We start from the raw sequence: 23,225 nt of genomic DNA on the forward strand, positions 1-23,225 counted from the left end.
CTGACGCAGGCCCGGCGTAGCACTTGAACTACACCCGTCGTGGCTTCCGTCTCAAGGGCGGGCGCCTGCACCTGGCCGGGGACATCGTGTTGACCGTGGTGTGGTCGCGGCACCTTCCGGCCGAGCCGTCCAGTGTGCGCGTGTACCAGGACACGCTCGGGCACTGGTACGCCTCGTTCGTCGTCCCGGCACAGCGGGAACCCCTACCCGCGACCGGGCGTGTGCTCGGGGTGGACTGGGGCGTGAAGGAGATAGCGACCACCACCTCCGACGCACACGACCTTCCACACCCCGGATACGGGCGCAAGGCTGCGCAGCGGCTTGCCCGCTACCAGCGGATGGTGGAGGACTTCCGGCCGAAGTTCCTGGCCGGGACAACCATGGCGCGGAAGGTGGCCGATGCCGCGATCGGCGCCACCAAGAAGGCGCTCGTGGGGATGGCACGCAAGCACGGGCGCATCGTGCACTTGGTGCACCCCGCGCAAACGACCATGGAGTGCGCATCGTGCGGAGCGAGAACCAAGCCCCGGGGGTCCGGACGGGCCGGACGGGTCGTCATCCCGGCACGGCGTGGGATGGCGTCCCATGCCTCGGACCGCCACGAGCGGCGCCCGAGCGGCCTTGCGTAGCCTTGGGGCCTGGTACGACGGGGGCGAGGGAAAGGACACCGGATGGCCGGGACCGCGGAGGGGACCGTCCGCAGGGGGCGTGGGCGCCCGCCCCGTCTGTCGCGCGAGCAGATCGTCCGCAGCGCCGCGGAGCTCGCGGTCCGCGAGCCGGAGACCGCGCTGACCGTCAAGAGGGTCGCCGAGGCGGTCGGCTCCGCCCCCATGGCGCTCTACCGCTACTTCCCCGACCGCGACGACCTCCTCCAGGCCGTGGCCGACCGCGTCCTGGCCGAGGCCCAGCACCAGGACCCGCCGGGGGAGACCTGGCAGGAGCGGCTGCGCGCCTGGATGCACAACAGCCGCGACTATCTGCTGCCCTACCGCCAGCTGCTCCCCTATATGGCCGCCACCCAGCAGCCCGCCCGGATCTCGTCCCTGGTGACCATGACCCGGATGCTGCGCCCCCTGAAGCTGACCGAGGACGATCTCGCGCTGGCCGTGGCCCTCATCGGCTCCACCGTCATCGGCCACGCGGTTTACGAGACCCACCGCGGCCCGGTCTCCGCCCGCAAGCTGGACGCCCTGAGCGAGGCGCTGGCCCTCTACCCCCCGGACGAGCGGGAGGCGGTGGCCCCGCTGCTGGCGCGGCTGCCGCAGGCGTACAGCAGGCTGTACGACGTGGTGGTGGACCGTACGGTGGCCGCCGTCCAGGCGCTGGCGGCGGAATGACCCGCCCCGGGGACGCGCACCCCGGAACGGGTCACCACCACGCGCCGAGCCGTGTGGCTAGCCGGTGGCGCACTCCATGGACGCCGGGTCCGCCGCGTCGCGGATCAGCGCCTGATGGGCCTGGCGCAGCCGCTTCACATCGGGCTTGATCTCCTTGCGGTCATAGGTGAGCAGCCCGTTGAGCTCGCCCTCCACATCCGTGATCTGGGTGTAGACGGCCCCGCTGCTGCCGTTGCACGCCACCAGCCCGCGCACCTTGTCCAGCAGCTTCAGATACTCGTCGGTGTACTTGTCCTTGTCGACGCCGACATAGGTGTGCTGTACGGGCCAGGCATGCCCCGGAATGGCCAGGCCAAGACCGCCGTACTCGCCGGTGACCCCCGCCCGTGCGGCGTCCGGACGTGGATCGCCCGGGCCGGGATAGGCGTGGATGTCGGCGAGGTCGCCGTTGCCGGTGTCGTTCCAGCCGCTGGCGCCGTTGATGAGCCGGCTGGGGTCCCAGCCCTTCGCGAGCGCCGGCACCTTCGGGCCGCCGTACTGGCCCCAGCCCTCGTTGAAGGTCACCCAGATGACGATCGACGGACTGCTGATGTGCTGGTCGATCATCCGCTTCATCTCGTGCTCGTACTGCGCCTGCGCCTTCTCGGACGGGGTGACCGTGTTCATGGCGGGCATGTCCTGCCACACCAGCAGGCCCAGCCGGTCGGCCCAGTAGTACCAGCGGTCGGGCTCGACCTTGATGTGCTTGCGCACCGAGTTGAAGCCCATGCTCTTGTGCATCTTGAGGTCGTACGCGAGGGCCTCGTCGGTCGGCGCGGTGTGCAGTCCGTCGGGCCAGAACCCCTGGTCCAGGGTGGCCATGGAGAAGATCGGCTTTCCGTTGAGCACGGTGCGCTGCTTGCCGTCCACCTCCTTGACGGCGATGCTCCGCATGCCGAAGTAGCTCTCCACCCGGTCCGCCTTGGCGCCCCGCCCGACCGTCACCTTCAGCTGGTACAGATGCGGATCGTCGGGGGACCACAGATGCGGGGAGGGCACGGGGACGGTCAGCGGCTTCCCGGTGCGCCCGGTGGCGGTGCCGACCACGCGCCGTCCGTCGTAGGCGGTCGCGGTGACCGGCACGCCGTCCCGCACCCCGCGGACCTCGGCGGTGAGGGCCTTGCCGGGGACGTCCGGGGTGAGCTTGAGGGTGTCCACGTGGTCGGTGGCGACCGGCTCCATCCAGACGGTCTGCCAGATCCCGGAGGAGGGGGTGTAGAAGATGCCGCTGGGATCGAGGCGCTGCTTGCCCATCGGCGGGTTCTCGCCGTCGGCCGCGTCCGTCGGGTCGTAGACGCCGACGATCAGCTCCTGGGTGCGGCCGGGCCGCAGGGCGTCGGTCACATCGGCGCTGAACCGGTCGTAGCCGCCGCGGTGGTCGGCCACCCGGGTGCCGTTCACGTACACCTCGGCCTGCCAGTCGACGGCGTCGAAGTTCAGCCGCAACCGCTTGCCGTCGCCGACCTTCCAGTCGGCCGGGACGGTGAAGGTCCGCCGGTACCACATGCGGTCCTCATGGCGCTCCACACCGGAGAGCTTGGACTCCACCGGGTACGGCACCAGGACGCGCTCCTTGAGCTTCTGCCCGACCGGGGGCTTCTGGCCCTCCTTCGCGGCGGCGAACTCCCAGCTGCCGTTGAGGTTGCGCCACTGATCGCGGGTCAGCTGGGGGCGCGGGTACTCGGGGTGGGCGTTGTCCGGGCCGACGTCCTTGGCCCAGACCGTGCTCAGCTGGTACGTCGACTTGTTGCCGCCGAAGGAGACATACGGGTCGATGGCGCCGTCGTCGTCCTCGAGGCCGCCCTCGCCGTCGTAAGCCACGACGGCCTCGCCGCCGTGGCCGACCACCGGCTCCTTCAGCGAGAGCAGCAGCCGGGACGGGTCGGCCGGGTCCAGCCGGGCGCGCCCGAGCGGCCAGGCCGCGCCGCCGATGACGGCGGACAGATGCGACGTCAGATCGGCCGGGGGAGCGGTCAGGGGCCCCGCGAAGTCCAGCAGCAGCGTCCGGCCGTCGGGCTGGACGGCGCTGGCCACCGGGCCGTCGTAGTCGAAGTCGGCGGGCAGCCGGAAGGCGGACGCGGGCACGGGCGCCTTGGCCGCGCCCGGCGGGGTCCAGGCCAGGTGGAAGTTGGAGCCGCCGTAGTGCTCGAAGTACTCGACCTTGATGTCGTACGCCTTGCCCGCGGTGAGCTCGACGGGCTGCGAGGTCTGCTCCTTGTCCCAGTCGTCCACCCAGTGGTCGATGACCGGTTTGCCGTCGATCCACAGCCGGAAGCCGTTGTCGGCGGTGATCGAGAAGGTGTGCGCACCGGAGCGCTCCGGTGTGATCTGGCCGGTCCAGCGGACGCTGACGTCGTCGGACCGTCCGGTGGTGGCCTGTAGCCGCGGCTCCAGATTGCCGAAGTCGAGGGCGGGGTCGAGGCTGGTGGCCTTCAGCTCGTGGAAGTCGAAGGCCCCCGGGGCGGACTGGAGGTAGTAGTCGCCGCGGAGGCCGTGGACGACCGAGGGGTCGCCGGAGGGGGTGTCGGCCGCGGCCGGACCGGGGGCGGTCAGCAGACCGAGCGCGCCAAGCGCCAGGGTCACGGTCGCGACCACGGATCTGGCGAAAGATGAACGAAAACGCACATGTCCTCCTTGCTGGAACAGCTTTTGTGGCTGCTGCTGGGACAAGTGGGGCGCCGCCATTGCGCCATCTCCAACAGAACCTGTCAATAGTGAACGCAAGGCAACAGCCTGGCTGTTGGCTACTGAGCCTTGACGGGAATGCGCTTTCTTCCTAGCGTGCTTGTTCATAGATGTGATCAATATTCAACAAGCTGTACTGAGGAGGCCCGTGATGGGACGACGGATCGTGGTGTCGGGCGGCGGTACGGGCATCGGACTGGCGACCGCGGCGACCTTCGCCGCCGAGGGCGACCGGGTGGTCATCCTCGGCCGCCGCGCCGAGGTGCTGCGCGCCGCGGCGGACAAGCTGAACGCCGCTCACGGCGCCGACCTGGTCACCTGGACCAGCGCGGACCTCAGCGACCCGGAGCAGACCCGGCGCGCCGCCGAGTTCATCACCGCGGACGGTGGGGTCGATGTCGTCGTCACCAACGCCGGCGGCAATGTCGCGCCCTCCAACGACGGCACCCTCGAGGGCATCGCCGGCCAGTACCAGCGGAACTTCGAGGCCAACGTGCTGACCGCCGTGCTGCTCACCGAGGCGCTGCTGCCCCACCTCACCCGGCCCGGCGGCCGGATCGTCCACCTCTCCTCGGTCGCGGCGCTGCGCGGCCCCGGATCGTACGGCGGCACCAAGGCCGCACTGCACACCTATACCTTCGAGCTGGCCAGGCGGCTCGGCCCGGAGGGCGTCACCGCCAACGCGGTGGCCCCCGGCTATGTCGAGGACACCGAGTTCTTCGGCGAGCGCGGCACGCCCGAGTTCATCGCCCAGCAGATCGGGCAGACGCTCACCGGACAGCCCGGGACCCCCGTCGAGATCGCGGCCGCCATCCGCTATCTGGCCTCCCCGGAGGCCGCGTACGTCACCGGCCAGGTGCTGCACATCAACGGCGGGGCGCAGTACGGCCGCTGACCCGGTCTCACCCTGGACAGGGGGCGGGGAACCGGATCCGCGCTAGGGCCGTACGGCCCTGGAGCAAGGGCCGCGCAGCCCTGCCGCCGCGATCCGGCCATGGTCCACTCTGGTCCTCCACACAGGTGGGGGGAAGACGGACGGACGGCCGCACCGAAGGAGTCAGCTCGCTGACTCCAAACCATCTTCGGGCGCGGCCGCCCGTCCGTCCTGCGTTACCACTGCTTCACCACGCACCAACGCAAGGGGGGACTCATGTCCGCACACACCGCCCGCGTCGGCGCGGCGCTCGCCGCCGGCTGCGCGATCGCCCTGCTGTACCCGGCCACACCCGCCGGGGCCGCGGGCTCCGTACACCTTTCCAAGATCTACTACGACTCGCCCGGCACGGACAACCGGAGCAACCCCAGCCTCAACGGCGAGTACGTCCAGATCAAGAACTCCACCTCGCGCGGGGTCAGCCTCAAGGGCTGGGTGCTCGTCGACTCGAGCAACCACAAGTACACCTTTCCCGGCTACACCCTCGGCGCGGGCAAGACCGTGACCGTCCGGACCGGCTCCGGCTCCGACACCTCGGCCACCAAGTACCAGGACCGCCGGGCGTACGTCTGGAACAACGACCGCGACAAGGCCACCCTCCGCAAGACTGGCGGCTCCACGGTCGACACCTGCTCGTACAACAACAGCCGGGTCGACTACACGAACTGCTGAGCGCGCGCCGCGCGGGGGCGCGGCGCAGCCGGTGAAGTCCTCCGGCCCGGACCACAATGGGGGTGTCGAGGAGGAGAGCCGGTGAGCGGCCGTGTCGGACTGGGTGTGGGAGTACGAGGGCTACGAGCCCGGCGAGGAGCGGTTGCGGGAGTCGCTGTGCACGCTCGGCAACGGCTATGCCGCCACCCGGGGCGCGGCCCCCGAGACCGCCGCCGATGACACCCACTACCCCGGCACCTATGTGGCGGGCTGCTACAACCGGCTGACCTCGGTGGTCGGCGGGCGCCGGGTCGAGAACGAGGACATGGTCAACCTGCCGAACTGGCTGCCGCTGCGCTACCGCGTCCGCGACCCGGACCGGTCCGCGAACCCCGGCGGCTGGCTCACTCCCGACGGGGACGAGCTCACCGGCTACCGGCAGATCCTCGACCTCCGGCACGGCACCCTCCTGCGGCGGCTGCGGTTCGCCTGCGGCCACGGCCGGGTGCTCCACGTCGAGCAGCAGCGCCTCGTCCACATGGGGGAGCCGCATCTGGCGGCCCTGCGCACCACCTTCCGGGCCGAGGGCTGGTCCGGCACCGTCGAGCTGGAGTCGGGGCTCGACGGTGCCGTGGCCAACACCGGCGTGGCCCGCTACGACGCGCTGGCCGGCCGCCATCTCACGGACCACCGCACCGGCGCCGCGGGCCCCGACACCGTATGGCTGAGCTGCCGCACCACCGGCTCCGAGGTGCGCGTGGCCATGGCCGCGCGGACCCTGGCCGTGCGCGGCGGGACGCCCATCGGCACCGGGCAGCGGCTGACCCACAGCGCCGCGCTGCGCACCCTGGCCGTGCCGCTCGCGCCGGACGCCCCCGTCACCGTCGAGAAGACCGTGGCGCTCTACACCTCAAGGGACCCCGCGACCAGCGATCCGGCCCAGGCCGCCCTCGACGGGGTGGCCCGGGCGCCGGAGTTCGGAAAGCTGCTCGTCTCCCACCGCACCGCATGGGAACAGCTGTGGCGCGAGGCGGCGTTGGAGGTCTCCGGCGAGCCGGGCCACATCCTGCGGCTGCACCTGTTCCACATCCTCCAGACGCTCTCCCCGCACACCGCGGAGCTGGACGTGGGTGTCCCCGCCCGGGGCCTGCACGGCGAGGCGTACCGCGGACATGTCTTCTGGGACGAGCTGTTCGTACTGCCGTATCTGAACCTCCACTTCCCCGAGGTGTCCCGGGCCCTGCTGCACTACCGCCACCGGCGGCTGCCCCAGGCGTGCCGCGCCGCCGCGGACGCCGGACGGGCCGGGGCGATGTACCCGTGGCAGAGCGGCAGCGACGGGCGCGAGGAGACCCAGAGCCTGCATCTGAACCCGCGCTCCGGCCGCTGGCTGCCGGACAACTCCCGGTTGCAGCACCATGTGGGCTCGGCGGTGGCGTACAACGTGTGGCAGTACTGCCAGGCCAGTGGCGACACCGAATTCCTGCACACCAAGGGCGCGGAGATGCTGTTGCAGATCGCCCGCTTCTGGGCGGACACGGCGGTTCTCGATCCGGAGCTGGGGCGGTACCGCGTCCGCGGGGTGGTCGGGCCCGATGAGTACCACGACGGCTACCCCGGCGCCGACCGCCCCGGGATCGACGACAACGCGTACACCAACGTCACCGCCGCCTGGGTGCTCGACCGGGCCCTGGAGCTGGCCCGCACCCTGCCCGAGCCGCGCCGCCGCGCGCTGTTCGAGCGGGTGGGCCTGGACCGCGCGGAGCCGGAGCGCTGGGAGGACGTCTCACGGCGGCTGCTGGTCCCCTTCCACCAGGGCGTCATCAGCCAGTTCGACGGCTACGGGGAGCTGGCCGAGCTCGACTGGGACGGCTACCGCGCCCGCTACGACGACATCCGCCGGATGGACCGGATCCTGGAGTCCGAGGGCGACTCCGTCAATCGCTACCAGGTCTCCAAGCAGGCCGACGCGCTGATGCTCGGCTATCTCTTCGGCCCCGCCGAGCTGTCCGGCCTCTTCCGGCGGCTCGGCTACGCACTGGACGACGACATCTGGCGGGCCACGGTGGAGTACTACCTGTCCCGGACCAGCCACGGCTCGACCCTCAGCGAGCTGGTGCACGGCTGGGTGCTGGTGCGGGCGCGCCGGGCCGAGGCGTGGCGGCACTGCCAGGAGGCGCTGCTCGGCGATGTGGCCGATGTCCAGGGCGGCACCACCGGCGAGGGCATCCACCTCGGGGCCATGGGCGGCACCCTCGATCTGGTGCAGCGCGGGCTGACCGGTCTCGAGACCCGCGAGGACGCCCTGTGGCTGGACCCGGTGCCGTTGCCCGGGCCGTCCGGTCTCTCAGGGTTGTCGGAGTACCGGTTCTCGATGCGCTACCGCGGCCACTGGGGCGTCGCGCTGCGGGTGCGGGCCGGGCGGCTGTGGATCAGCGTGCCGGACTCCGAGGAGCGCCCGATCGAGGTGCGGCTCGCCGACCGTTCGCTGACCGTGGCCCCGGGCGAGTCCCACTGGGTGCCGCTGCCACCGGGCTGAACTCGCCCTCCTGGCCGGCCGATGGGGCGCCGATTCAGCCGAGGCCGGGGACCACCATCGCCAGCCAGACGACCGGGGGCACCGCGACCACCATGATCCCGCCGTAGATCATCAGCTGCCGGAAGAACCGGTCCCGGTCCACATCCGGCGCGTTGGCCAGTACCAGCGCCCCGTTGGTCGAGAACGGGCTGACGTCGACGACGGTCGCCGACACCGCGAGGGCCGCGATCATCCCCACCGCGCCGATGTCGCCCTGGGCGAGGAAGGGAACGGCGAGCGGGATCAGCGCGCCCATGATGCCCACCGAGGAGGCGAAGGCGGAGACGATCGCGCCGATGTAGCACAGCAACAGGGCGGCGAGCAGCGGAATCCCGATGTCGCTGACCGCCTTGCCCGCGTAGTCGATGGTGCCCATCTCGTCCAGCACCCCGACGTAGGTGAGCACACCGCAGATCAGCAGCACGGTGGGCCAGGTGACCTCGTTCACCGCCTTCTTGCCGTGGTCCGGCCAGAAGACGCTCAGGGCCACGGCGAGGCTGATCGAGGTGAGCCCGGCGTCCAGGTCGAAGGCGAGCACCGCGACCACCAGCGCCACCAGGGCGGCCAGCGTGGCGATACGGGCCGGGGTGAGACGGCCCTCCGCGGCGGCCGGTGCCTCCGCCCCGTCCTCCCGCTCCTCCCCGGCGGTGGCGACGGCGGTCCTGGGGAGCTTCAGCCCGCCGCAGACGACGAAGACGACGGCGGCGATGATCAGGTTGACCACCAGGCTCGTGAGGAACAGCGTGATCTCGTTGCCGGGGAGCTTCTCCCGGTCCACGATGCCGTTGACGATCGATCCGTAGATGCTGATGGGGGAGAAGCCGCCGCCCTGGGAGCCGTGCACCACCATGGCGCCCATCAGCAGCGGGCTGATCCGGTACCGCGCGGCGAAGGAGAGCGCGAGCGGGGCGACGATCGCCACCGCCGCAGGGCTCACCGCCCCGATCGCGGTCAGCGCCCCGCTGATCGCGAACATCACCCACGGGATCAGCGCGACCCGCCCGCCCACCAGCCGGATCGAGGCGTGCACCAGCCAGTCCGTGGTGCCATTGGCCCGGGCGAGGGCGAACAGATACGTCACCCCCACCAGCACCACGAACAGATCGCCCGGGAACCCGGCGAAGATGTGGTCCGCGCTGAAGTCGGCGACCAGCTCGCCCACGCCGAAGGCGGCGGCGAAGGACAGGGCGCCCATGTTGATCGACCGGGTGGTGGCGATGACGAAGACCACCACCAGCACGAGTATCGAGATCAATTCGTCGGACATCGAGCGCTCCCGTCACGGGGACCCGGTCGGCGCACCGGGGACGGTCGGGCCAAGTGGCCTGCTGGCTGACTCACGTTGAGGGCCGGGCGGTTCGGCCGTCAAGACATCGGTGGCAGATTGGCTCAGCCAATTGGCCAGTTATCCACAGGGCGGCACAACCACCACACCGCCCGGCCACCCGGTGCTACGCTGCGAATCGGGTCCATCACAAACCGCGATGGGGGGAGCCCGTATGGCCGAGGACGCGCTGCGCCCGATGAACCGTCAGCGCCTGTACGAGCAGGTGCTGGAGAGGCTGCGCGCCTACGTCGAGGAGGGCGGTCTGAAAGCGGGTGACCGGCTGCCCACCGAGCGCGAGCTGGCCCAGCGCCTCGGCATCAGCCGCGCCTCCGTCAAGCAGGCCATCGTCGTCCTCGAGGTGCAGGGGCTCGTCGAGGTGCGCCAGGGCGGCGGGATGTGCCTGCTGCGCGACAGCCTCGACACCGAGCCCGTCGAGCGGCTGGTGGAGCGCCGCCGCCGGCTGCCCGATGTGCTCGACGCCCGCGAGGCGTTGGAGACCAAGCTGGCCGAACTCGCCGCCGAGCGCCGTACCGACGACGACCTCATCGCCCTCCAGCAGGCCCTGCACTGGATGGAGGACGAGATCGAGTCCGACCGCCACGGCGTCGAGGGCGACCGCCGCTTCCACGCCGCCGTCACCGCGGCCGCGCACAGCCCGCTGCTCGCCGAGTTCATGCGCTCCATCGCCGACCAGATCGCCGAGAGCCGCGAGGAGTCGCTGCGCCAGCCCGGCCGCCCCAGGCGCTCGCTCGCCCAGCACCAGCGCATCCTGGACGCCATCGCCGAGCGCCGCCCCAAGGCCGCCGCGGCGGCCATGCGCCGCCATGTCCGCACGGTCGCCCAGGTGCGGCTGCTCAACTGGAATCCGGACGACACCCCTTGAGCCCGCGGCGGCGTCCTGCCCGACCTCCTGCCCGACCGTGACCGATCACGGCTTTGGTCTGGACTTTCCCCGGTGGCTCGCTAGGCTCTGCGCGATCGACACGTGAAAGCGCTCTCACCTGCTGAGCAGAAGGGGAACTTCCATGAGACGGAAGCCCGTTGTCCGTGCCGGACTGTCCGCACTCCTCGTCCTCGGCGCCCTCTCGGGCGCCGGCGGGGCCTTCTCTACCGCCGCCGCGGCATCCGGCGCCCACGCCCCCGCGGCGAAGCCCGCCGCCGCGTCGGCGCCGTCCGCCACCCTCGTCCGCGCGCTCGGCCGGGACCTCGGCCTGACCGCGGACCAGGCGCGGGACCGGCTGAGCCAGGAGGCCGCCGCCATGAGGCTGGAGCCCAAGGCCAAGCGCGCCGCGGGCGCCTCCTACGGAGGCTCGTGGTTCGACACGGGCAGCGGAAAGCTGGTCGTCGGCGTCACCAGCGCCGAACGGGCCGCGTCGGTACGGGCCACGGGCGCCACCACCCGGGTCGTCGAGCACAGCGCCGCCGCGCTCGACGCGGCCAAGGCGCGCCTGGACGAGAAGGCCCGGAAGCAGGCCGCCCCGGCCGGGGTGAGCAGCTGGAGCACCGACCCCCGCGCGGGCGCCGTCGTGGTCCGGGTCCGGCAGGGGAGTGAGGGCGACACCGCCGTCCGCGCGTTCCTCCGTGAGGCGAAGCGCTCGGCCTCCGTCCCGGTCACCGTCGAGAAGGCCCCCGCCCAGGCGCCGACGACCTTCGCCGCCGGCACGGTCGGCGGCGACCCGTACTACACCGGCAACGTCCGCTGCTCCATAGGCTTCTCGGTCCAGGGCGGCTTCGTCACCGCCGGGCACTGCGGCCAGGCGGGAGGCTCCGTCAGCGGCTGGGACGGCTCGTACATCGGCAACTTCCAGGGCTCCTCCTTCCCCGGCAACGACTACGCCTACGTCAGCGTCGGCAGCGGCTGGTGGACCGTGCCGGTGGTGCTCGGCTGGGGCACCGTCCCCGACCAGCTGGTCCGCGGCTCCGCCGAGGCCCCGATCGGCGCCTCCATCTGCCGCTCCGGCTCCACCACCCACTGGCACTGCGGCACGGTCCTGGCCAAGAACGAGACCGTGAACTACAGCCAGGGCGCGGTGTACCAGATGACCAAGACCAGCGTGTGCGCCGAGGGCGGCGACTCCGGCGGTTCGTTCATCAGCGGCGACCAGGCCCAGGGTGTGACCTCGGGCGGCTGGGGCAACTGCTCCAGCGGCGGCGAGACCTGGTACCAGCCGGTCAACGAGATCCTGTCGGTGTACAACCTGCGGCTGCACACCGCCTGACGGGCGATACGGCGACGGGGCGGGCCGGGCGGCCCGCCCCGTCGTGTCGCTCCGGCGGCTACCCCGGGCGGTGCGCCGACAGCCGGTGCGGGTCGTAGCCGGGGATGGTGCCATCGGCCTTGGCGACCAGGAACAGCCCGGCCATGCCCATGTCGGAGTGGCTCTGCACATGGCAGTGGTACATCCAGGCGCCCGCGCCGACGTTCTCCCCGGCGATCACCTGGAAGCCGAAGGAGTCGGCGGGCCCGGTGATCTTGTTGTCGATGACCCGGCTCACATCGTCCGGGCCCTCCAGCAGCCCGGTGCGGTTGTCCGCCCACCGATGCCCGTGCATATGAAAGGTGTGGTAGTACTCGCCGTGGGTGATCATGATGATCTCGACGCGGTCACCCACTGTGGCCCGGAACTCGGGGGCGTCATGCCCCGCCTTGTTGTTGATCGTCATGTCGTTGAAGACGATCGTGAACTGCTTGTCCGGCAGGATGTCACCCGCCCGCCGCACCACCACCGGTCCGTACAGCCCCTTTCGGAGGCCGCCGGTGCCGTGCGGGGTGCCCACCGCGTGGTCGTGGTAGTGCCAGTAGCCCGCGCTGCCCGGCCGCCAGGTGCCGTCGGCGCGCTTGCCCGGGGTGTGGGTGCGCCAGGTGTAGGTGCGGGTGCCGCCCGGCTCCACGGCGCTGCGGTTGAGCTGGGTGCCGTCGCTGGCGACGTCGTAGTCCAGGCCGTGCACATGGAGGCTGGCCGTGACGTCCATGGTGTTCTCGAACTCGATGTGCAGGGTGTCGCCCTCGGTCAGCTCGATCAGCGGACCGGGGATGCTGGCCTTGCCCTTCTCGAGTCCGTACCCCATCGATCCGTCCGGCAGCTTCTCCGCGTAGAGCTTGAGATGGCGGACCGTGCCGCCCGCGGCCGCCGTTCTGACTCCGCCGGATCGGGCCGCCGGGGTCTTCGGCGCCTTCGCGGCGGCGGGGGAGGTGAGGGCCAGCGGTCCGACGGCCGCGGCGGCCGCGCCGCCGGTGAAGAGCCGTCTGCTGAGACCGCGTCTGGAGGTGAAGCCGGGTGCGTCGCTCATCGTTCTCCCAAATCGCTGTGGATCCCCTGCCGTTGACGATGCGCAGATGCCCCGGGGTGCTTTCACGGTAGCCGGGGGATGCTCGTTCATCCACACTCAGGACAAAGTTCGTTGAGTTGCGGTCATAGCTATTGGCGACTTGCGAAAAGCCGTCTAGCTTCCTTCAGCGGTGTTATAGGTACGTGAGAGGGATGGGTGACCAATGCGGGACATACCGTACCAAATGCCCTCAAAAAGGAGAGGGCTGACAGTCGGTCGGCTGCGAAGGAGACGCGCGGGGGTGGCGGCACTGCTCTTCGGCGCCCTCACCGCGACCCTGCTGGGCGGGACCCCCGCCAGCGCCCGGCCCGAGGATCGTGCGCCACTCACGCTGCCGTCGCCGCCCGGCGGTGACAACGTCCGGGTCCTGGTGTTCCACGGCTCGGCCGGGGACGAGCCGGCCACGGTGAACGCGGGCATCGAGGCCATCGAGCGGATCGGCAACCAGGGCCCCGCGGCAACCCGGTTCACCGTCGACGCCACCGCCGACGCCTCGGTCTTCACCAAGCCCCGGCTCGGCAAGTACAACGCCGTGGTCTTCCTGACCGGCTCCGGCGATGTGCTCGACCCCGAGCAGGAGGCGGGGCTCGAGGCGTACATGGAGGCGGGCGGCGGCTTCCTGGGCATCCATGACGCGGCCCGCAACGAGCCGTACTCCGACTGGTACGGCGGGCTGATCGGCGCCCGTCCGGCGGCCACCAGCCCGGCCACCGCCCAGCGGGCCGTGGTGGAGGTCGGCGACCGCGTCCACCCGGCCACCAAGGAGCTGCCGCTGGAGTGGAAGCGCACCGACACCTGGACCAACTGGAAGGACAACCCCTCCGGCACGGTGCACACCGTGGCCCGGGTCCGCGAGTCCAGCTACCAGCCGGGCGCCGGCGCCAACGGCGCGGACCACCCGATCTCCTGGTGCCGTGACTACGACGGCGGCCGCTCCTTCTACACCGGCATGGGCGGCACGGTGTCCACCTTCCAGGAGACCGACTTCCGCGCCCATCTGCGCGGCGCGCTGCTGTGGACCACCCGGCTCTCCCGCGCCGACTGCAAGGCCACCATCAACGCGAACTACAAGGCCGAGCGGGTCACCAAGCCCAATCAGCCGGGCCAGTCCGACCAGATCGGCGAGCCGCACGGCCTCGTCGTCGCCAAGGACGGCCGGGTGCTGTACATCGGCCGGGGCGGCGGCGACAACAGCGCGCCCGTGGTCACCGACTGGAATGACCCGGACATCGGCAAGGGCCAGGGCCAGATCCATGTCTACGACCCGGCCACCGGCAAGGTGACGCTCGCGGGCGCCCTGACCGTCTTCGGCAACAAGGGCGGCGGCGATGAGCTGATCAAGGTCGAGGAGGGGCTGCTCGGCATCGAGCTGGACCCGGACTTCCTCACCAACGGCTGGGTGTATCTGCACTACACCCCGCACTCCCGGATCAACCGGGACACCCAGATGGCCGAGCGCCGCGTCTCCCGGTTCACCCTGGACCTGAAGACCAACAAACTGGACCTGGGCTCGGAGAAGGTCCTGCTCTCCTGGCCGGTCCAGATCCACAGCTGCTGCCACGCGGGCGGCGGGATGAGCTGGGACTCCAAGGGCAACCTCTACATCGCCACCGGGGACAACAACTCCTCCCAGTTCAGCGACGGCTACTCGGGCAACAACCCGCAGCCGAACTACAAGGGCGTCTCCTTCGCCGACGCCCGCCGCACCGCGGGCAACACCCACAACCTCAACGGTAAGATCCTGCGGATCCACCCCGAGGACGACGGCACCTACACCCTCCCCGAGGGCAATCTCTTCACCGGCAAGGAGCCCGACGAGGGCGGGGCTAAGACCCGTGGCGAGATCTATGTGATGGGGGTGCGCAACCCGGCCCGGATCTTCGTGGACCAGAAGACCGACATCCTCTACGCGGGCTGGGTCGGCCCCGACGCGGGCGAGCCCAGCACCACCTGGGGCCCGGCCAAGTACGACACCTTCGCCGCCATCACCAAGGCGGGCAACCACGGCTGGCCGTTCTGCATGGGCAACAAGCAGCCCTACCGGGACCGCAATCTGCCCGACCCCAGCAAGCCGCTGGGCTGGTACGACTGCGACCACCCCAAGAACGAGTCGCCCAACAACGACGGTCTGGTGAACCTGCCGCCCATCACCGGGAACACCATCTGGTACTCGCCCCAGGGCGGCGCCCCCGACTACCCGCGGGACGCGAACGGCATCCCCAGCTACAAGACGTCGGAGGCCAAGTACCTGCTGCCGTGGCTCAAGGGCGGCGGCCAGGCCACCATGAACGGCCCGGTCTACCGGTACGACGCCTCCAGTGACAGCACCACCAAATGGCCCCAGTACTGGGACGGCAAGTGGTTCGTCGGCGACTTCTACGACGCCGACCAGCCGCGCCACGCGGTGCTGACCGACCCCAAGACCGTCGGCAAGGGCGGGCTGCCGGTGCACGCCGAATCCCTCAAGAAGATCATCCCGGTGGGCGCCGACGGCATCCGCAACCTCATGGACTGGAAGTTCGCCCCGGACGGCTCGCTCTACGTCCTCGACTACGGGCGCGGCTTCTTCACCTCCGACTCCAAGTCGGCGCTGTGGCACATCACGTACAACGGCGGCGAGCCCACTCCGCTCGCCCAGGATCTGGCCAGGAAGGCGGAGTGACCGTGAAACGAAGGCGCCCCAAACCCATCAGACCCTGGCTGCCGCTGCTCGCCGCACTGCTCATGGTCCTCGGGCTGAGCTCGGCCACGGCGACGGTGGCCTACGGGCAGGACGACACCCGGCAGGCCGCCCAGCAGACCCTCACCTGGACCGCGGGTGACGACATCACCAAGTACGCCTCGGCGCCCACCACCGCGGTCGCCGGGAAGACCACCATCGTCTTCGAGAACAGCACGGCCACCGGCAACACCATGGGGATGCCGCACACCCTGACGTTCGATGTCTCCGACCCGGAGTACAACAACGACGTCCCGCTGAACATCCTCGCCAACCCCTCGGACGACAGCGGCGGCAAGCACACCGCCGAGGTCACCCTCAGCCCCGGCCGCTACCGCTACCACTGCACCATCCCCGGCCACGGCCAGATGCAGGGCATCCTGGTGGTCACCGACGGTGGCGGGGGCGAGGACACCACCGCGCCCGAGGCCACGGCGAAGGTCGAGGGCGAGAAGAACGCTGACGGCGCGTACATCGGGATGGCCACCGTCTCGGTGTCCGCCACCGACGAGGGCTCCGGTGTGGACCGGATCGAGTTCGCCGAGGGCGACGGGGCCTTCCAGCCCTACACCGCCCCGGTGATGGTCCACCAGGTCGGGCAGCACACCATCCGCTACCGGGCGGTGGACAAGGCGGGGAACGTATCCGAGGTGAAGTCGGTGGACTTCACCGTGGTGGCGCCGCCGACGGACGACACCACACCGCCGGAGACCTCGGCCACCGTCTCCGGTGAGAAGGACCCCTCCGGTGCGTACATCGGCATGGCCACCGTGACCGTCACCGCCTCCGACACCGGCTCCGGGGTCAACCGGATCGACTACGCCCTGGGCCAGGGGGAGTTCCAGCCCTACACCGGTCCGGTGATGGTCCATGACGCGGGCGCGCACACGGTGCGCTTCCGGGCGGCGGACAAGGCGGGGAACGTGTCGGCCGTGAAGTCGGTGGACTTCACGGTGGTGGTACCGCCGGCCGAGGACACCATTCCCCCGGTGACCTCCGCGCAGGTCGACGGCACCAAGAACTCCGACGGCGCCTATGTGGGCAGCGCCAAGGTCACGCTCACCGCCGCGGACGACGACTCCGGGGTGGAGAAGGTCGAGTACTCCCTGGACAGCGGTCCGTACCTCGCCTACGCCACCCCCGTGGTGGTGGACCGGGTGGGCCGTCACACCGTGGCGTTCCGCGCCACCGACAAGGCAGGCAACACCTCCGAGGCCCGGCAGATCGCCTTCACCGTGGCCGAGGGCGGCGGCGTGCCCGCACCCGCGTGTCCGGAGTGGGACGAGCGCCTCACGGTGATCGTCGGCACGGTGGACACCGGTGTCCCCAACCGCATCACCCGCAGCCGCTGCACCATCAATGAGCTGATCGAGGACGAGAAGGACTGGTCCTCCCACGCCCTCTTCCTCAAGCACGTCACCGCCGTCACCGACAAGCTGCTCGCCGACGGCGTCGTCGACCAGCGCGAGTACCGGGCGATCAACAAGGCGGCCAAGCAGTCCGGGATCGGCAAGCCCGGTCAGAGCGAGGGCTACCGTCCGCTGTTCGACGGCACCAAGAAGTCCTTCGACAAGTGGCAGCACGTGGGTGGCGGGGCCTTCGGTCTCAATGACGACGGCAGCATGACCAGCGACACCTCGGTCGAGGGCATGGGCATGCTGTGGTTCCCGCAGCGGACGTACGACGACTTCTCGCTGAAGCTCCAGTTCCGCGATGACGCACCCGGGACGGGCAATGCCAACGGAGGTGTGTTCGTGCGCTTCCCGTACGTCCATGACCACCCCGAGGAGTCCCGCCCGGAGTGGGTCGCCATCAAGTACGGGCACGAGGTGCAGATCCTCGACCGCCCGGACGGCGATATGTACAAGACCGGATCGATCTACGGCTTCGACCGGGTCGGGCTGGCCGGGGCGGGGGTCACCCCCAAGGGCAGCTGGAACGACTACGAGATCCGGGTGGTCGGTCAGCACTTCTCGATCTACCGCAACGGTGTGCTGCTCAATGAGTTCGACAACACCGGTGGCCAGGTGTTCACCCCGCCGCGCTCGGACGACCCCGGTACGGACGGCCGTCGGTACTCCTCCGGGTACATCGGTCTCCAGGTCCACAGCACCGACGATGTGATCTCGTACCGCGACATCCGCATCAAGGAGCTGTAGGAACCGCCGCGTACGGCATGAGGAACGGCGCGAGGGTGAGTGGCCGCCGGAGCACCCCAGTCCCCGGCGGCCACGGACCATGGGTCACGGGCCCTGACGTTACCTCAGGTAACACTCATCGGTAACCCCCGTGCTCCAGAGCTGCCAAACCCCCGCTCCCGGCTTGCGGAAGCGGGGGTTTGACGTATCGTCAGGAGGCTGGGGCGGTCAGGACGCCAGGGTGTCCAGAATCCCCTGGCCGTACTTCACCAGCTTGTTCTCGCCGACCCCGCTCACCGTGCCGAGCTCCTCGAGCGTGGCCGGGGCGCGGGTGGCGATCTCCCGCAGGGTGGCGTCGTGGAAGACCACATACGCGGGGACGCCCTGCTCCTTCGCGGTCGCCGCGCGCCAGGCGCGCAGCGCCTCGAAGACCGGCACGGCCTCCTCGTCCAGATCCACCGGGGCCTTCTTGGCCTTCCCCGAGGTCCCCGTCTTCCCCTTTGCGGCGCGCGACGCCTTCTCCGGCTCGCGCCGCAGCCTGATCTCGCGCTGCCGGTTCAGCACCTCCGCGCTCGCGTCGGTGAGCACCAGCGTGCCGTAGTCCCCCTCGACACCGAGCACCCCCTGGGCCAGCAACTGCCGTACCACACCGCGCCATTCGGCCTCGCGCAGTTCGGTGCCGATACCGAACACCGACAGCGCGTCATGGTCGAACTGGATGACCTTGGCCGTCTTCTTGCCGAGCAGGATGTCGATGATCTGCCCCGCGCCGAACTTCTGGTTGCGCTCCCGCTTGAGCCGCACCACCGTGGACAGCAGCTTCTGCGCGGGGATGGTGCCGTCCCAGGACTCCGGGGGAGTGAGGCAGGTGTCGCAGTTGCCGCAGGGGGTGGACTTCTGGCCGAAGTACGCCAGCAGCCCCATCCGGCGGCATTCCGCCGTCTCGCACAGCGCGAGCATCGCGTCGAGATGGGCGCCGAGGCGGCGCCGATGGGTGTCGTCGCCCTCGGAAGTGTCGATCATCTTCCGCTGCTGGATCACGTCCTGGAGCCCGTACGCCAGCCATGCCGTGGAGGGCTGTCCATCACGCCCGGCCCGGCCGGTCTCCTGGTAGTAGCCCTCCACGGACTTGGGCAGGTCCAGATGGGCCACGAACCGCACATCGGGCTTGTCGATCCCCATGCCGAACGCGATCGTGGCCACCACGACCAGACCGTCCTCGCGCAGGAAGCGCGCCTGGTGCTCGGCGCGGACCCGCGCGTCCAGCCCCGCGTGGTACGGCACCGCGTCGATGCCCTGGGCCACCAGGAACTCGGCCGTCTTCTCCACCGAGGCGCGGGACAGGCAGTAGACGATCCCCGCCTCGCCCGGGTGCTCGGCGCGCAACAGCTCCAGCAGCTGCTTCTTCGGCTCGTTCTTGGGGACGATCCGGTACTGGATGTTCGGGCGGTCGAAGCTGGCCACGAAGTGCAGCGCGTCCTGGAGCTTCAGCCGGGACGCGATCTCGGCGTGGGTGGCCTCGGTGGCGGTCGCGGTCAGCGCGATCCGGGGCACGGTGGGCCAGCGCTCGTGCAGCTCGGACAGGGCCAGATAGTCGGGCCGGAAGTCGTGCCCCCACTGGGCCACACAGTGCGCCTCGTCGATGGCGAACAGCGAGATCCGGCCCCGGTCCAGCAGCCGCAGCGTGGACTCGACCCGCAGCCGCTCCGGCGCGAGATAGAGCAGATCCAGCTCGCCCGCGAGGAACTCGGCCTCGACCATCCGCCGCTCGTCCAGGTCCTGGGTGGAGTTGAGGAACCCGGCCCGCACCCCGAGGTTCCGCAACGCGTCGACCTGGTCCTGCATCAGCGCGATCAGGGGCGAGACGACGACACCGACGCCCTTCCGCACCAGCGCCGGGATCTGGTAGCACAGCGATTTGCCACCGCCGGTCGGCATGAGGACGAGCGCGTCACCACCGGCCACCACATGGTCGATGATCTCCTGCTGCCCTCCCCGGAACGAGTCGTAACCGAAGACGCGGTGCAGAACGCCGAGCGCCTCGCTCGTCTCGGGGCCGGGGGCGTCGCTCATGTCGGGGCCGGTGTCGGGGAGAGCCATCCGGCGATTCTAGGGTGCCGGGAGGTACTCGCGGTGACCACCTGTGGACAACCGGCCGGATGAGAGAAGGTGGGCGGGCACAGTGGCCGATGAGACGGCGACATGCCATGCTCATGCCCACTTGCTCCGTCCATCCTTCCCCCACGAGGAGGCCGATCGTGAGATCCAGCACGTTCATACGTGCCTTACCCGCCGCGGTGACGGCGGTGCTCGCCCTGACGGCCGGACAGGCCGTCGCCGCCCCCGCCTCCACCGCCCCGGCCGAGCACACCGCCGCCGCGCGGACGGTGACGTACGACGCCAGCGGGGCCGCCGAGTTCAAGGACGCCGTGGCCAAGGGCGCGGCGATCTGGAACGAGAGCGTGGTCAACGTCCAGCTGAAGCCGGTCTCGTCCGGACAGCGGGCCAACGTCCGCATCATCGCGGACAACGGCTGGCCCCGCACCCTCTCGACCGGTCTGGGCAGCGGCACGATCTACTTCGGCCGCGAGGCCGTCGACGAGGGCTACAACACGGTGCGGATCTCCTCGCATGAGCTCGGCCACATCCTCGGTCTGCCGGACATGAAGCCGGGGCCGTGCTCGAGCCTGATGTCCGGCTCCACCGCCGGGGTCTCCTGCACCAACCCCTACCCGAACGCCGCCGAGAAGGCCGAGGTCGAGGACAGCTTCGGCCTCGTGGGCGCGGGCGCGACGGCCGCCGCGACACCGCGGATGTACCGGGACTGACCCGAGCGGGCCGGGAGCACGGCTCCCGGCCCGCTCTCCTCACCCCACCTCGCCACCGACACCGTCGTGGTGCGCGGTCAGACGATGATCACTTCGGTGTCGGGCAGCGCCCGGAACGGGCCGAGCTGGTCATCGGTGGCGCCGCCGTCGGTGACCAGCGTCCACGGCCGGTCCAGCGGCGCCCAGGCGGTGAACGGGGACTGGCCCAGTTTGCTGCTGTCGGCCAGGACGTACACCTCCTTGCCGCGGTCGGCCATCATCTCCTTGAGCGAGGTCTGCTGGAGGCTCGCCTCGCAGATCCCCAGCCGCGCGTCCAGCCCGTCGGCGCCGAGGAACACCTTGTCCGCGGTCAGCCGGGACAGGGTCAGCTCGGCGAGCGGTCCGACGAAGCCCTGGCTGACATGGCGCAGGGTTCCGGCGAGGGTGATCAGCTCGATGCCGTCCGCCTCGGCCAGCTCGCGCAGCGCGGTGAGCCCGCAGGTGATCACGGTCAGATCGCCGCGGGCGCGCAGATGGTGGGCGACCCGTCCGGTGGTGGTGCCGGCGTCGAGGATGACGGTGTCGCCCGGCCCGATCCGCGCGGCCGCCCAGCGCCCTATCCGGTCCTTCTCCGCGACCGCGAGCCCGCTGCGCTGCCCCAGGGTGGGCTCGGCGGTGTGTCCGGCGCTCATCGCGCCGCCGTAGGTGCGGGCGATGGTGCCCTGTTCGGTGAGGAGCGCGAGATCCCGGCGGATGGTGGAGGGCGTCACCTCCAGCGAACGGGCCAGCTCCTCCACGACGACCGTGCCATCGGTCTGGATCATCCGGGCGATCCGTTCCCTGCGGTCTCCGGCGCGCAGCCGTCCGCGCTCCTCCGCCCCGGCCCCCTGACGCATCACGGCCCCCCATCCTTCCGTAACTCTGCGCGACTCTGCGCAGCCCTGAGCAACCCTATCAGTCTGCGCATTTCGCGCCGTTTCGTCGCAGACTGTGGGGAGATGCTTGCGTGTTACGTGCAATTACCCGAGTGTGCCGCTCATAACACGCATGGAACGACGAGGCTGCGCAGCTCACCGGTCCGGTGCGCGTCCCGGTCGACAACGGCTTCCGGCTCGGCCGGGCCCTCGACGCCGCCGACCGCGGGTTGATCGTCCCGCTGGCCGGCACCGCGGAGATCCGCGCCGCGGACGGGCTCGATCCGGTAGGCAGGCGGCGGCCGCGCATCCGCACCGCGACCGGCCGAGCGCACCCTTCCGGGCGCCGTCCCGGGTCAGCTCTCCACGCGCAGCGGCGGGTCGGTCAGTCCCCGGGCCCTCGGCAGCAGCACCGTCCGCAGGGCGACCGAAGGGGACATCAGCCGGGACGGACCCGCCGCCAGATAGATGACATCGCGGAACGCCGCGCCGACCACCCGGTCGACCGCCGCCCGGTCCGCCAGCCGCCCGAAGTACCAGCTCCGCAGCCGCTCGGCCGCACCCGGCGGCGTGGTGTCCCCGTCCGCGGCATACGGGCGGTCCGCGCCGACGGCGGTCAGCCAGGCGGTGTCGCTCGCCCGGGCCACGGCGCGCTGCGCCGCCGCCGCGAAACCGGGCCGCAGACCCCCCTCGGCCAGGCAGCGGCGCAGGGCCAGCCCGCTGAGGGCGGCCACCGCCATGCCCTGGCCGTAGATCGGGTTGAAGGTGCAGGCGGCGTCCGAGACCGCGAGGAACCCCTCGGGCACCCCGCCCGGCGCGTCATAGTGGCGGCGGCGGTTGGAGGTGTCGCGGAACCCGTACGGCGGGGACACCGGCTCACAGGTCAGCAGATGCTCGTACAGCGCGGGCTCGCCCAGGGACTTGACGAAGCCGGGCACCTCCGAGCCCTCGGTCGGCGGATGCTGACCGCGCACCCCCGACAGCGTCAGCAGCCAGTTGCCGCCCTCGACCGGGGACCAGGCCGCGCCGCGCGGACAGTCCGGGCGCGGCTGGACGACCATCACCATGTCCAGCGGCTCGGCGGGCCGGAACATCTGGGTGCAGTAGCCGATCCCGGCGTCGACGACCTCCTCGCGCGGCGCCGGAGCGCCCAGCTCCGCCAGCCACTTGGGGGCGCGCGAGCCGCGCCCCGAGGCGTCGACGACCAGATCGGCCCGCACCTCCCGCTCGGCGCGCCCGGCGTCCCGCGCCCGCACCCGTACGCCGGTCACCCGGTCCGCGCCGCCGAGCAGCCCGGTGGCCTCGGTGCCCTGGACCACCTCCACCCGGGTCCCGGAGCCCTCGGCCTCGGCCAGCACCCGCGCCCGTACGGTGGCGTCGAACAGTGCCCGGGTGCAGCTGGTGGTGGCGTGTCTGCCCTCGTGGAAGCGGCGCTGCCAGCCGTTGCCGCCCTTGGTGATCACATCGCGCGGCGCCTCGAGGCGATGTGCGCCCGCCGCCTCCAACTCGCCGTTCAGCCCGGGGAACAGTTCCTCCAGGGCGCGCCGCCCGCCGCTGAGGAAGACATGCAGATGGCGGCCCTGGGGGACGCCCTTGCGGAAGGCGGGCCGGTCGGGGTAGCGGTCGCGCTCCACCAGGGTGACCGTGTCGACGTGGCCGAGGAGCGCGCCCGCCGCCAGCGTGCCCGCCAACCCCCCGCCCACCACCACCGCGTCGCCCTTGCCCATATGCCCGCCCCTCCCGCCGACCGTGATCGATAACGGCCC

Annotated in this window: 15 protein-coding genes and 1 pseudogene; 10 read left to right on the forward strand and 6 right to left on the reverse strand. The window is 71.0% G+C overall.

Going from position 1 to position 23,225, the window contains the following annotated elements; genetic code table 11:
• Positions 1-23 precede the first annotated feature (23 nt).
• Positions 24-524 (forward strand): annotated as a pseudogene (locus ABD329_RS10465) (nuclease/transposase family protein); the annotation flags it as partial.
• Positions 525-671: 147 nt separating this feature from the next.
• Positions 672-1,337, forward strand: a complete 666-nt coding sequence (locus tag ABD329_RS10470; RefSeq protein WP_198281336.1) for a TetR/AcrR family transcriptional regulator — start codon at positions 672-674, stop codon at positions 1,335-1,337.
• A 57-nt stretch (positions 1,338-1,394) separates the two neighbouring features.
• On the opposite strand, the gene ABD329_RS10475 is transcribed toward ABD329_RS10470, so the two are convergent.
• The gene (locus tag ABD329_RS10475) at positions 1,395-4,061 is read right to left on the reverse strand and encodes a PA14 domain-containing protein (RefSeq protein ID WP_425574310.1); all 2,667 of its coding nucleotides are present in this window, start codon (positions 4,059-4,061) and stop codon (positions 1,395-1,397) included.
• A 151-nt stretch (positions 4,062-4,212) separates the two neighbouring features.
• Between ABD329_RS10475 and ABD329_RS10480 the strand changes: the two genes are divergently transcribed.
• The 3 genes from ABD329_RS10480 (at position 4,213) to ABD329_RS10490 (ending at position 8,185) form a co-directional block, all read left to right on the forward strand.
• A complete protein-coding gene (locus ABD329_RS10480; RefSeq protein WP_198277273.1) occupies positions 4,213-4,956 on the forward strand; it encodes an SDR family NAD(P)-dependent oxidoreductase in 744 nt (247 codons plus the stop codon).
• A 255-nt stretch (positions 4,957-5,211) separates the two neighbouring features.
• Positions 5,212-5,667, forward strand: a complete 456-nt coding sequence (locus tag ABD329_RS10485) for a lamin tail domain-containing protein (RefSeq protein ID WP_198277272.1) — start codon at positions 5,212-5,214, stop codon at positions 5,665-5,667.
• Between the two features lie 91 nt (positions 5,668-5,758).
• Positions 5,759-8,185 carry a glycoside hydrolase family 65 protein gene (locus ABD329_RS10490; protein WP_198277271.1) on the forward strand — a complete coding sequence of 809 codons (2,427 nt, stop codon included), beginning with the start codon at positions 5,759-5,761 and terminating at the stop codon, positions 8,183-8,185.
• Positions 8,186-8,219: 34 nt separating this feature from the next.
• On the opposite strand, the gene ABD329_RS10495 is transcribed toward ABD329_RS10490, so the two are convergent.
• Positions 8,220-9,491, reverse strand: coding sequence for an SLC13 family permease (locus ABD329_RS10495; RefSeq protein ID WP_198277270.1), 1,272 nt, complete (start codon positions 9,489-9,491; stop codon positions 8,220-8,222).
• 232 nt (positions 9,492-9,723) lie between these two features.
• On the opposite strand from ABD329_RS10495, the gene ABD329_RS10500 reads away from it, so the two are divergent.
• On the forward strand, positions 9,724-10,434 hold the full coding sequence (locus tag ABD329_RS10500) for a FadR/GntR family transcriptional regulator (RefSeq protein ID WP_198277269.1): 711 nt from the start codon (positions 9,724-9,726) through the stop codon (positions 10,432-10,434).
• Positions 10,435-10,576: 142 nt separating this feature from the next.
• Positions 10,577-11,770 carry a S1 family peptidase gene (locus ABD329_RS10505; RefSeq protein WP_198277268.1) on the forward strand — a complete coding sequence of 398 codons (1,194 nt, stop codon included), beginning with the start codon at positions 10,577-10,579 and terminating at the stop codon, positions 11,768-11,770.
• 58 nt (positions 11,771-11,828) lie between these two features.
• On the opposite strand, the gene ABD329_RS10510 is transcribed toward ABD329_RS10505, so the two are convergent.
• Positions 11,829-12,842 (reverse strand): multicopper oxidase domain-containing protein, encoded by a 1,014-nt coding sequence (locus tag ABD329_RS10510; RefSeq protein WP_198277267.1) that lies wholly within the window; start codon positions 12,840-12,842, stop codon positions 11,829-11,831.
• Between the two features lie 223 nt (positions 12,843-13,065).
• Here ABD329_RS10510 and ABD329_RS10515 point away from each other — a divergent pair, with 223 nt between their 5' ends.
• Positions 13,066-15,543: a ThuA domain-containing protein gene (locus ABD329_RS10515; protein WP_246618463.1), complete on the forward strand. Its 2,478-nt coding sequence runs from the start codon at positions 13,066-13,068 to the stop codon at positions 15,541-15,543.
• Between the two features lie 62 nt (positions 15,544-15,605).
• Positions 15,606-17,759, forward strand: coding sequence for an OmpL47-type beta-barrel domain-containing protein (locus ABD329_RS10520; RefSeq protein ID WP_246618466.1), 2,154 nt, complete (start codon positions 15,606-15,608; stop codon positions 17,757-17,759).
• Positions 17,760-17,966: 207 nt separating this feature from the next.
• Here the strand turns inward: ABD329_RS10520 and recQ are convergent, their stop codons facing one another.
• Complete coding sequence (recQ, locus tag ABD329_RS10525) at positions 17,967-19,838, reverse strand: DNA helicase RecQ (protein ID WP_198277266.1); 1,872 nt, start codon at positions 19,836-19,838, stop codon at positions 17,967-17,969.
• Between the two features lie 158 nt (positions 19,839-19,996).
• Between recQ and ABD329_RS10530 the strand changes: the two genes are divergently transcribed.
• Positions 19,997-20,566: a snapalysin family zinc-dependent metalloprotease gene (locus ABD329_RS10530; protein ID WP_309142724.1), complete on the forward strand. Its 570-nt coding sequence runs from the start codon at positions 19,997-19,999 to the stop codon at positions 20,564-20,566.
• A 77-nt stretch (positions 20,567-20,643) separates the two neighbouring features.
• Here ABD329_RS10530 and ABD329_RS10535 read toward each other — a convergent pair whose 3' ends face one another.
• Entirely contained in the window at positions 20,644-21,441 is a 798-nt protein-coding gene (locus tag ABD329_RS10535) for a DeoR/GlpR family DNA-binding transcription regulator (protein WP_198277274.1), read from the reverse strand.
• A 374-nt stretch (positions 21,442-21,815) separates the two neighbouring features.
• Complete coding sequence (locus ABD329_RS10540) at positions 21,816-23,186, reverse strand: NAD(P)/FAD-dependent oxidoreductase (protein WP_344316262.1); 1,371 nt, start codon at positions 23,184-23,186, stop codon at positions 21,816-21,818.
• Positions 23,187-23,225 lie beyond the last annotated feature (39 nt).

This window comes from Streptomyces javensis, assembly GCF_039525925.1.
GTDB classification, from domain to species: domain Bacteria; phylum Actinomycetota; class Actinomycetes; order Streptomycetales; family Streptomycetaceae; genus Streptomyces; species Streptomyces asiaticus.

Excerpts from the sequence above, each read along its gene's own strand:
- ABD329_RS10470 (WP_198281336.1), top strand. The coding sequence starts at position 672 with ATGGCCGGGACCGCGGAGGGGACCGTCCGCAGGGGGCGTGGGCGCCCG.
- ABD329_RS10475 (WP_425574310.1), bottom strand. The coding sequence starts at position 4,061 with ATGGCGGCGCCCCACTTGTCCCAGCAGCAGCCACAAAAGCTGTTCCAG.
- ABD329_RS10480 (WP_198277273.1), top strand. The coding sequence starts at position 4,213 with ATGGGACGACGGATCGTGGTGTCGGGCGGCGGTACGGGCATCGGACTG.
- ABD329_RS10485 (WP_198277272.1), top strand. The coding sequence starts at position 5,212 with ATGTCCGCACACACCGCCCGCGTCGGCGCGGCGCTCGCCGCCGGCTGC.
- ABD329_RS10495 (WP_198277270.1), bottom strand. The coding sequence starts at position 9,491 with ATGTCCGACGAATTGATCTCGATACTCGTGCTGGTGGTGGTCTTCGTC.
- ABD329_RS10500 (WP_198277269.1), top strand. The coding sequence starts at position 9,724 with ATGGCCGAGGACGCGCTGCGCCCGATGAACCGTCAGCGCCTGTACGAG.
- ABD329_RS10505 (WP_198277268.1), top strand. The coding sequence starts at position 10,577 with ATGAGACGGAAGCCCGTTGTCCGTGCCGGACTGTCCGCACTCCTCGTC.
- ABD329_RS10510 (WP_198277267.1), bottom strand. The coding sequence starts at position 12,842 with ATGAGCGACGCACCCGGCTTCACCTCCAGACGCGGTCTCAGCAGACGG.
- ABD329_RS10515 (WP_246618463.1), top strand. The coding sequence starts at position 13,066 with ATGCCCTCAAAAAGGAGAGGGCTGACAGTCGGTCGGCTGCGAAGGAGA.
- ABD329_RS10520 (WP_246618466.1), top strand. The coding sequence starts at position 15,606 with ATGGTCCTCGGGCTGAGCTCGGCCACGGCGACGGTGGCCTACGGGCAG.
- recQ (WP_198277266.1), bottom strand. The coding sequence starts at position 19,838 with ATGGCTCTCCCCGACACCGGCCCCGACATGAGCGACGCCCCCGGCCCC.
- ABD329_RS10535 (WP_198277274.1), bottom strand. The coding sequence starts at position 21,441 with ATGCGTCAGGGGGCCGGGGCGGAGGAGCGCGGACGGCTGCGCGCCGGA.
- ABD329_RS10540 (WP_344316262.1), bottom strand. The coding sequence starts at position 23,186 with ATGGGCAAGGGCGACGCGGTGGTGGTGGGCGGGGGGTTGGCGGGCACG.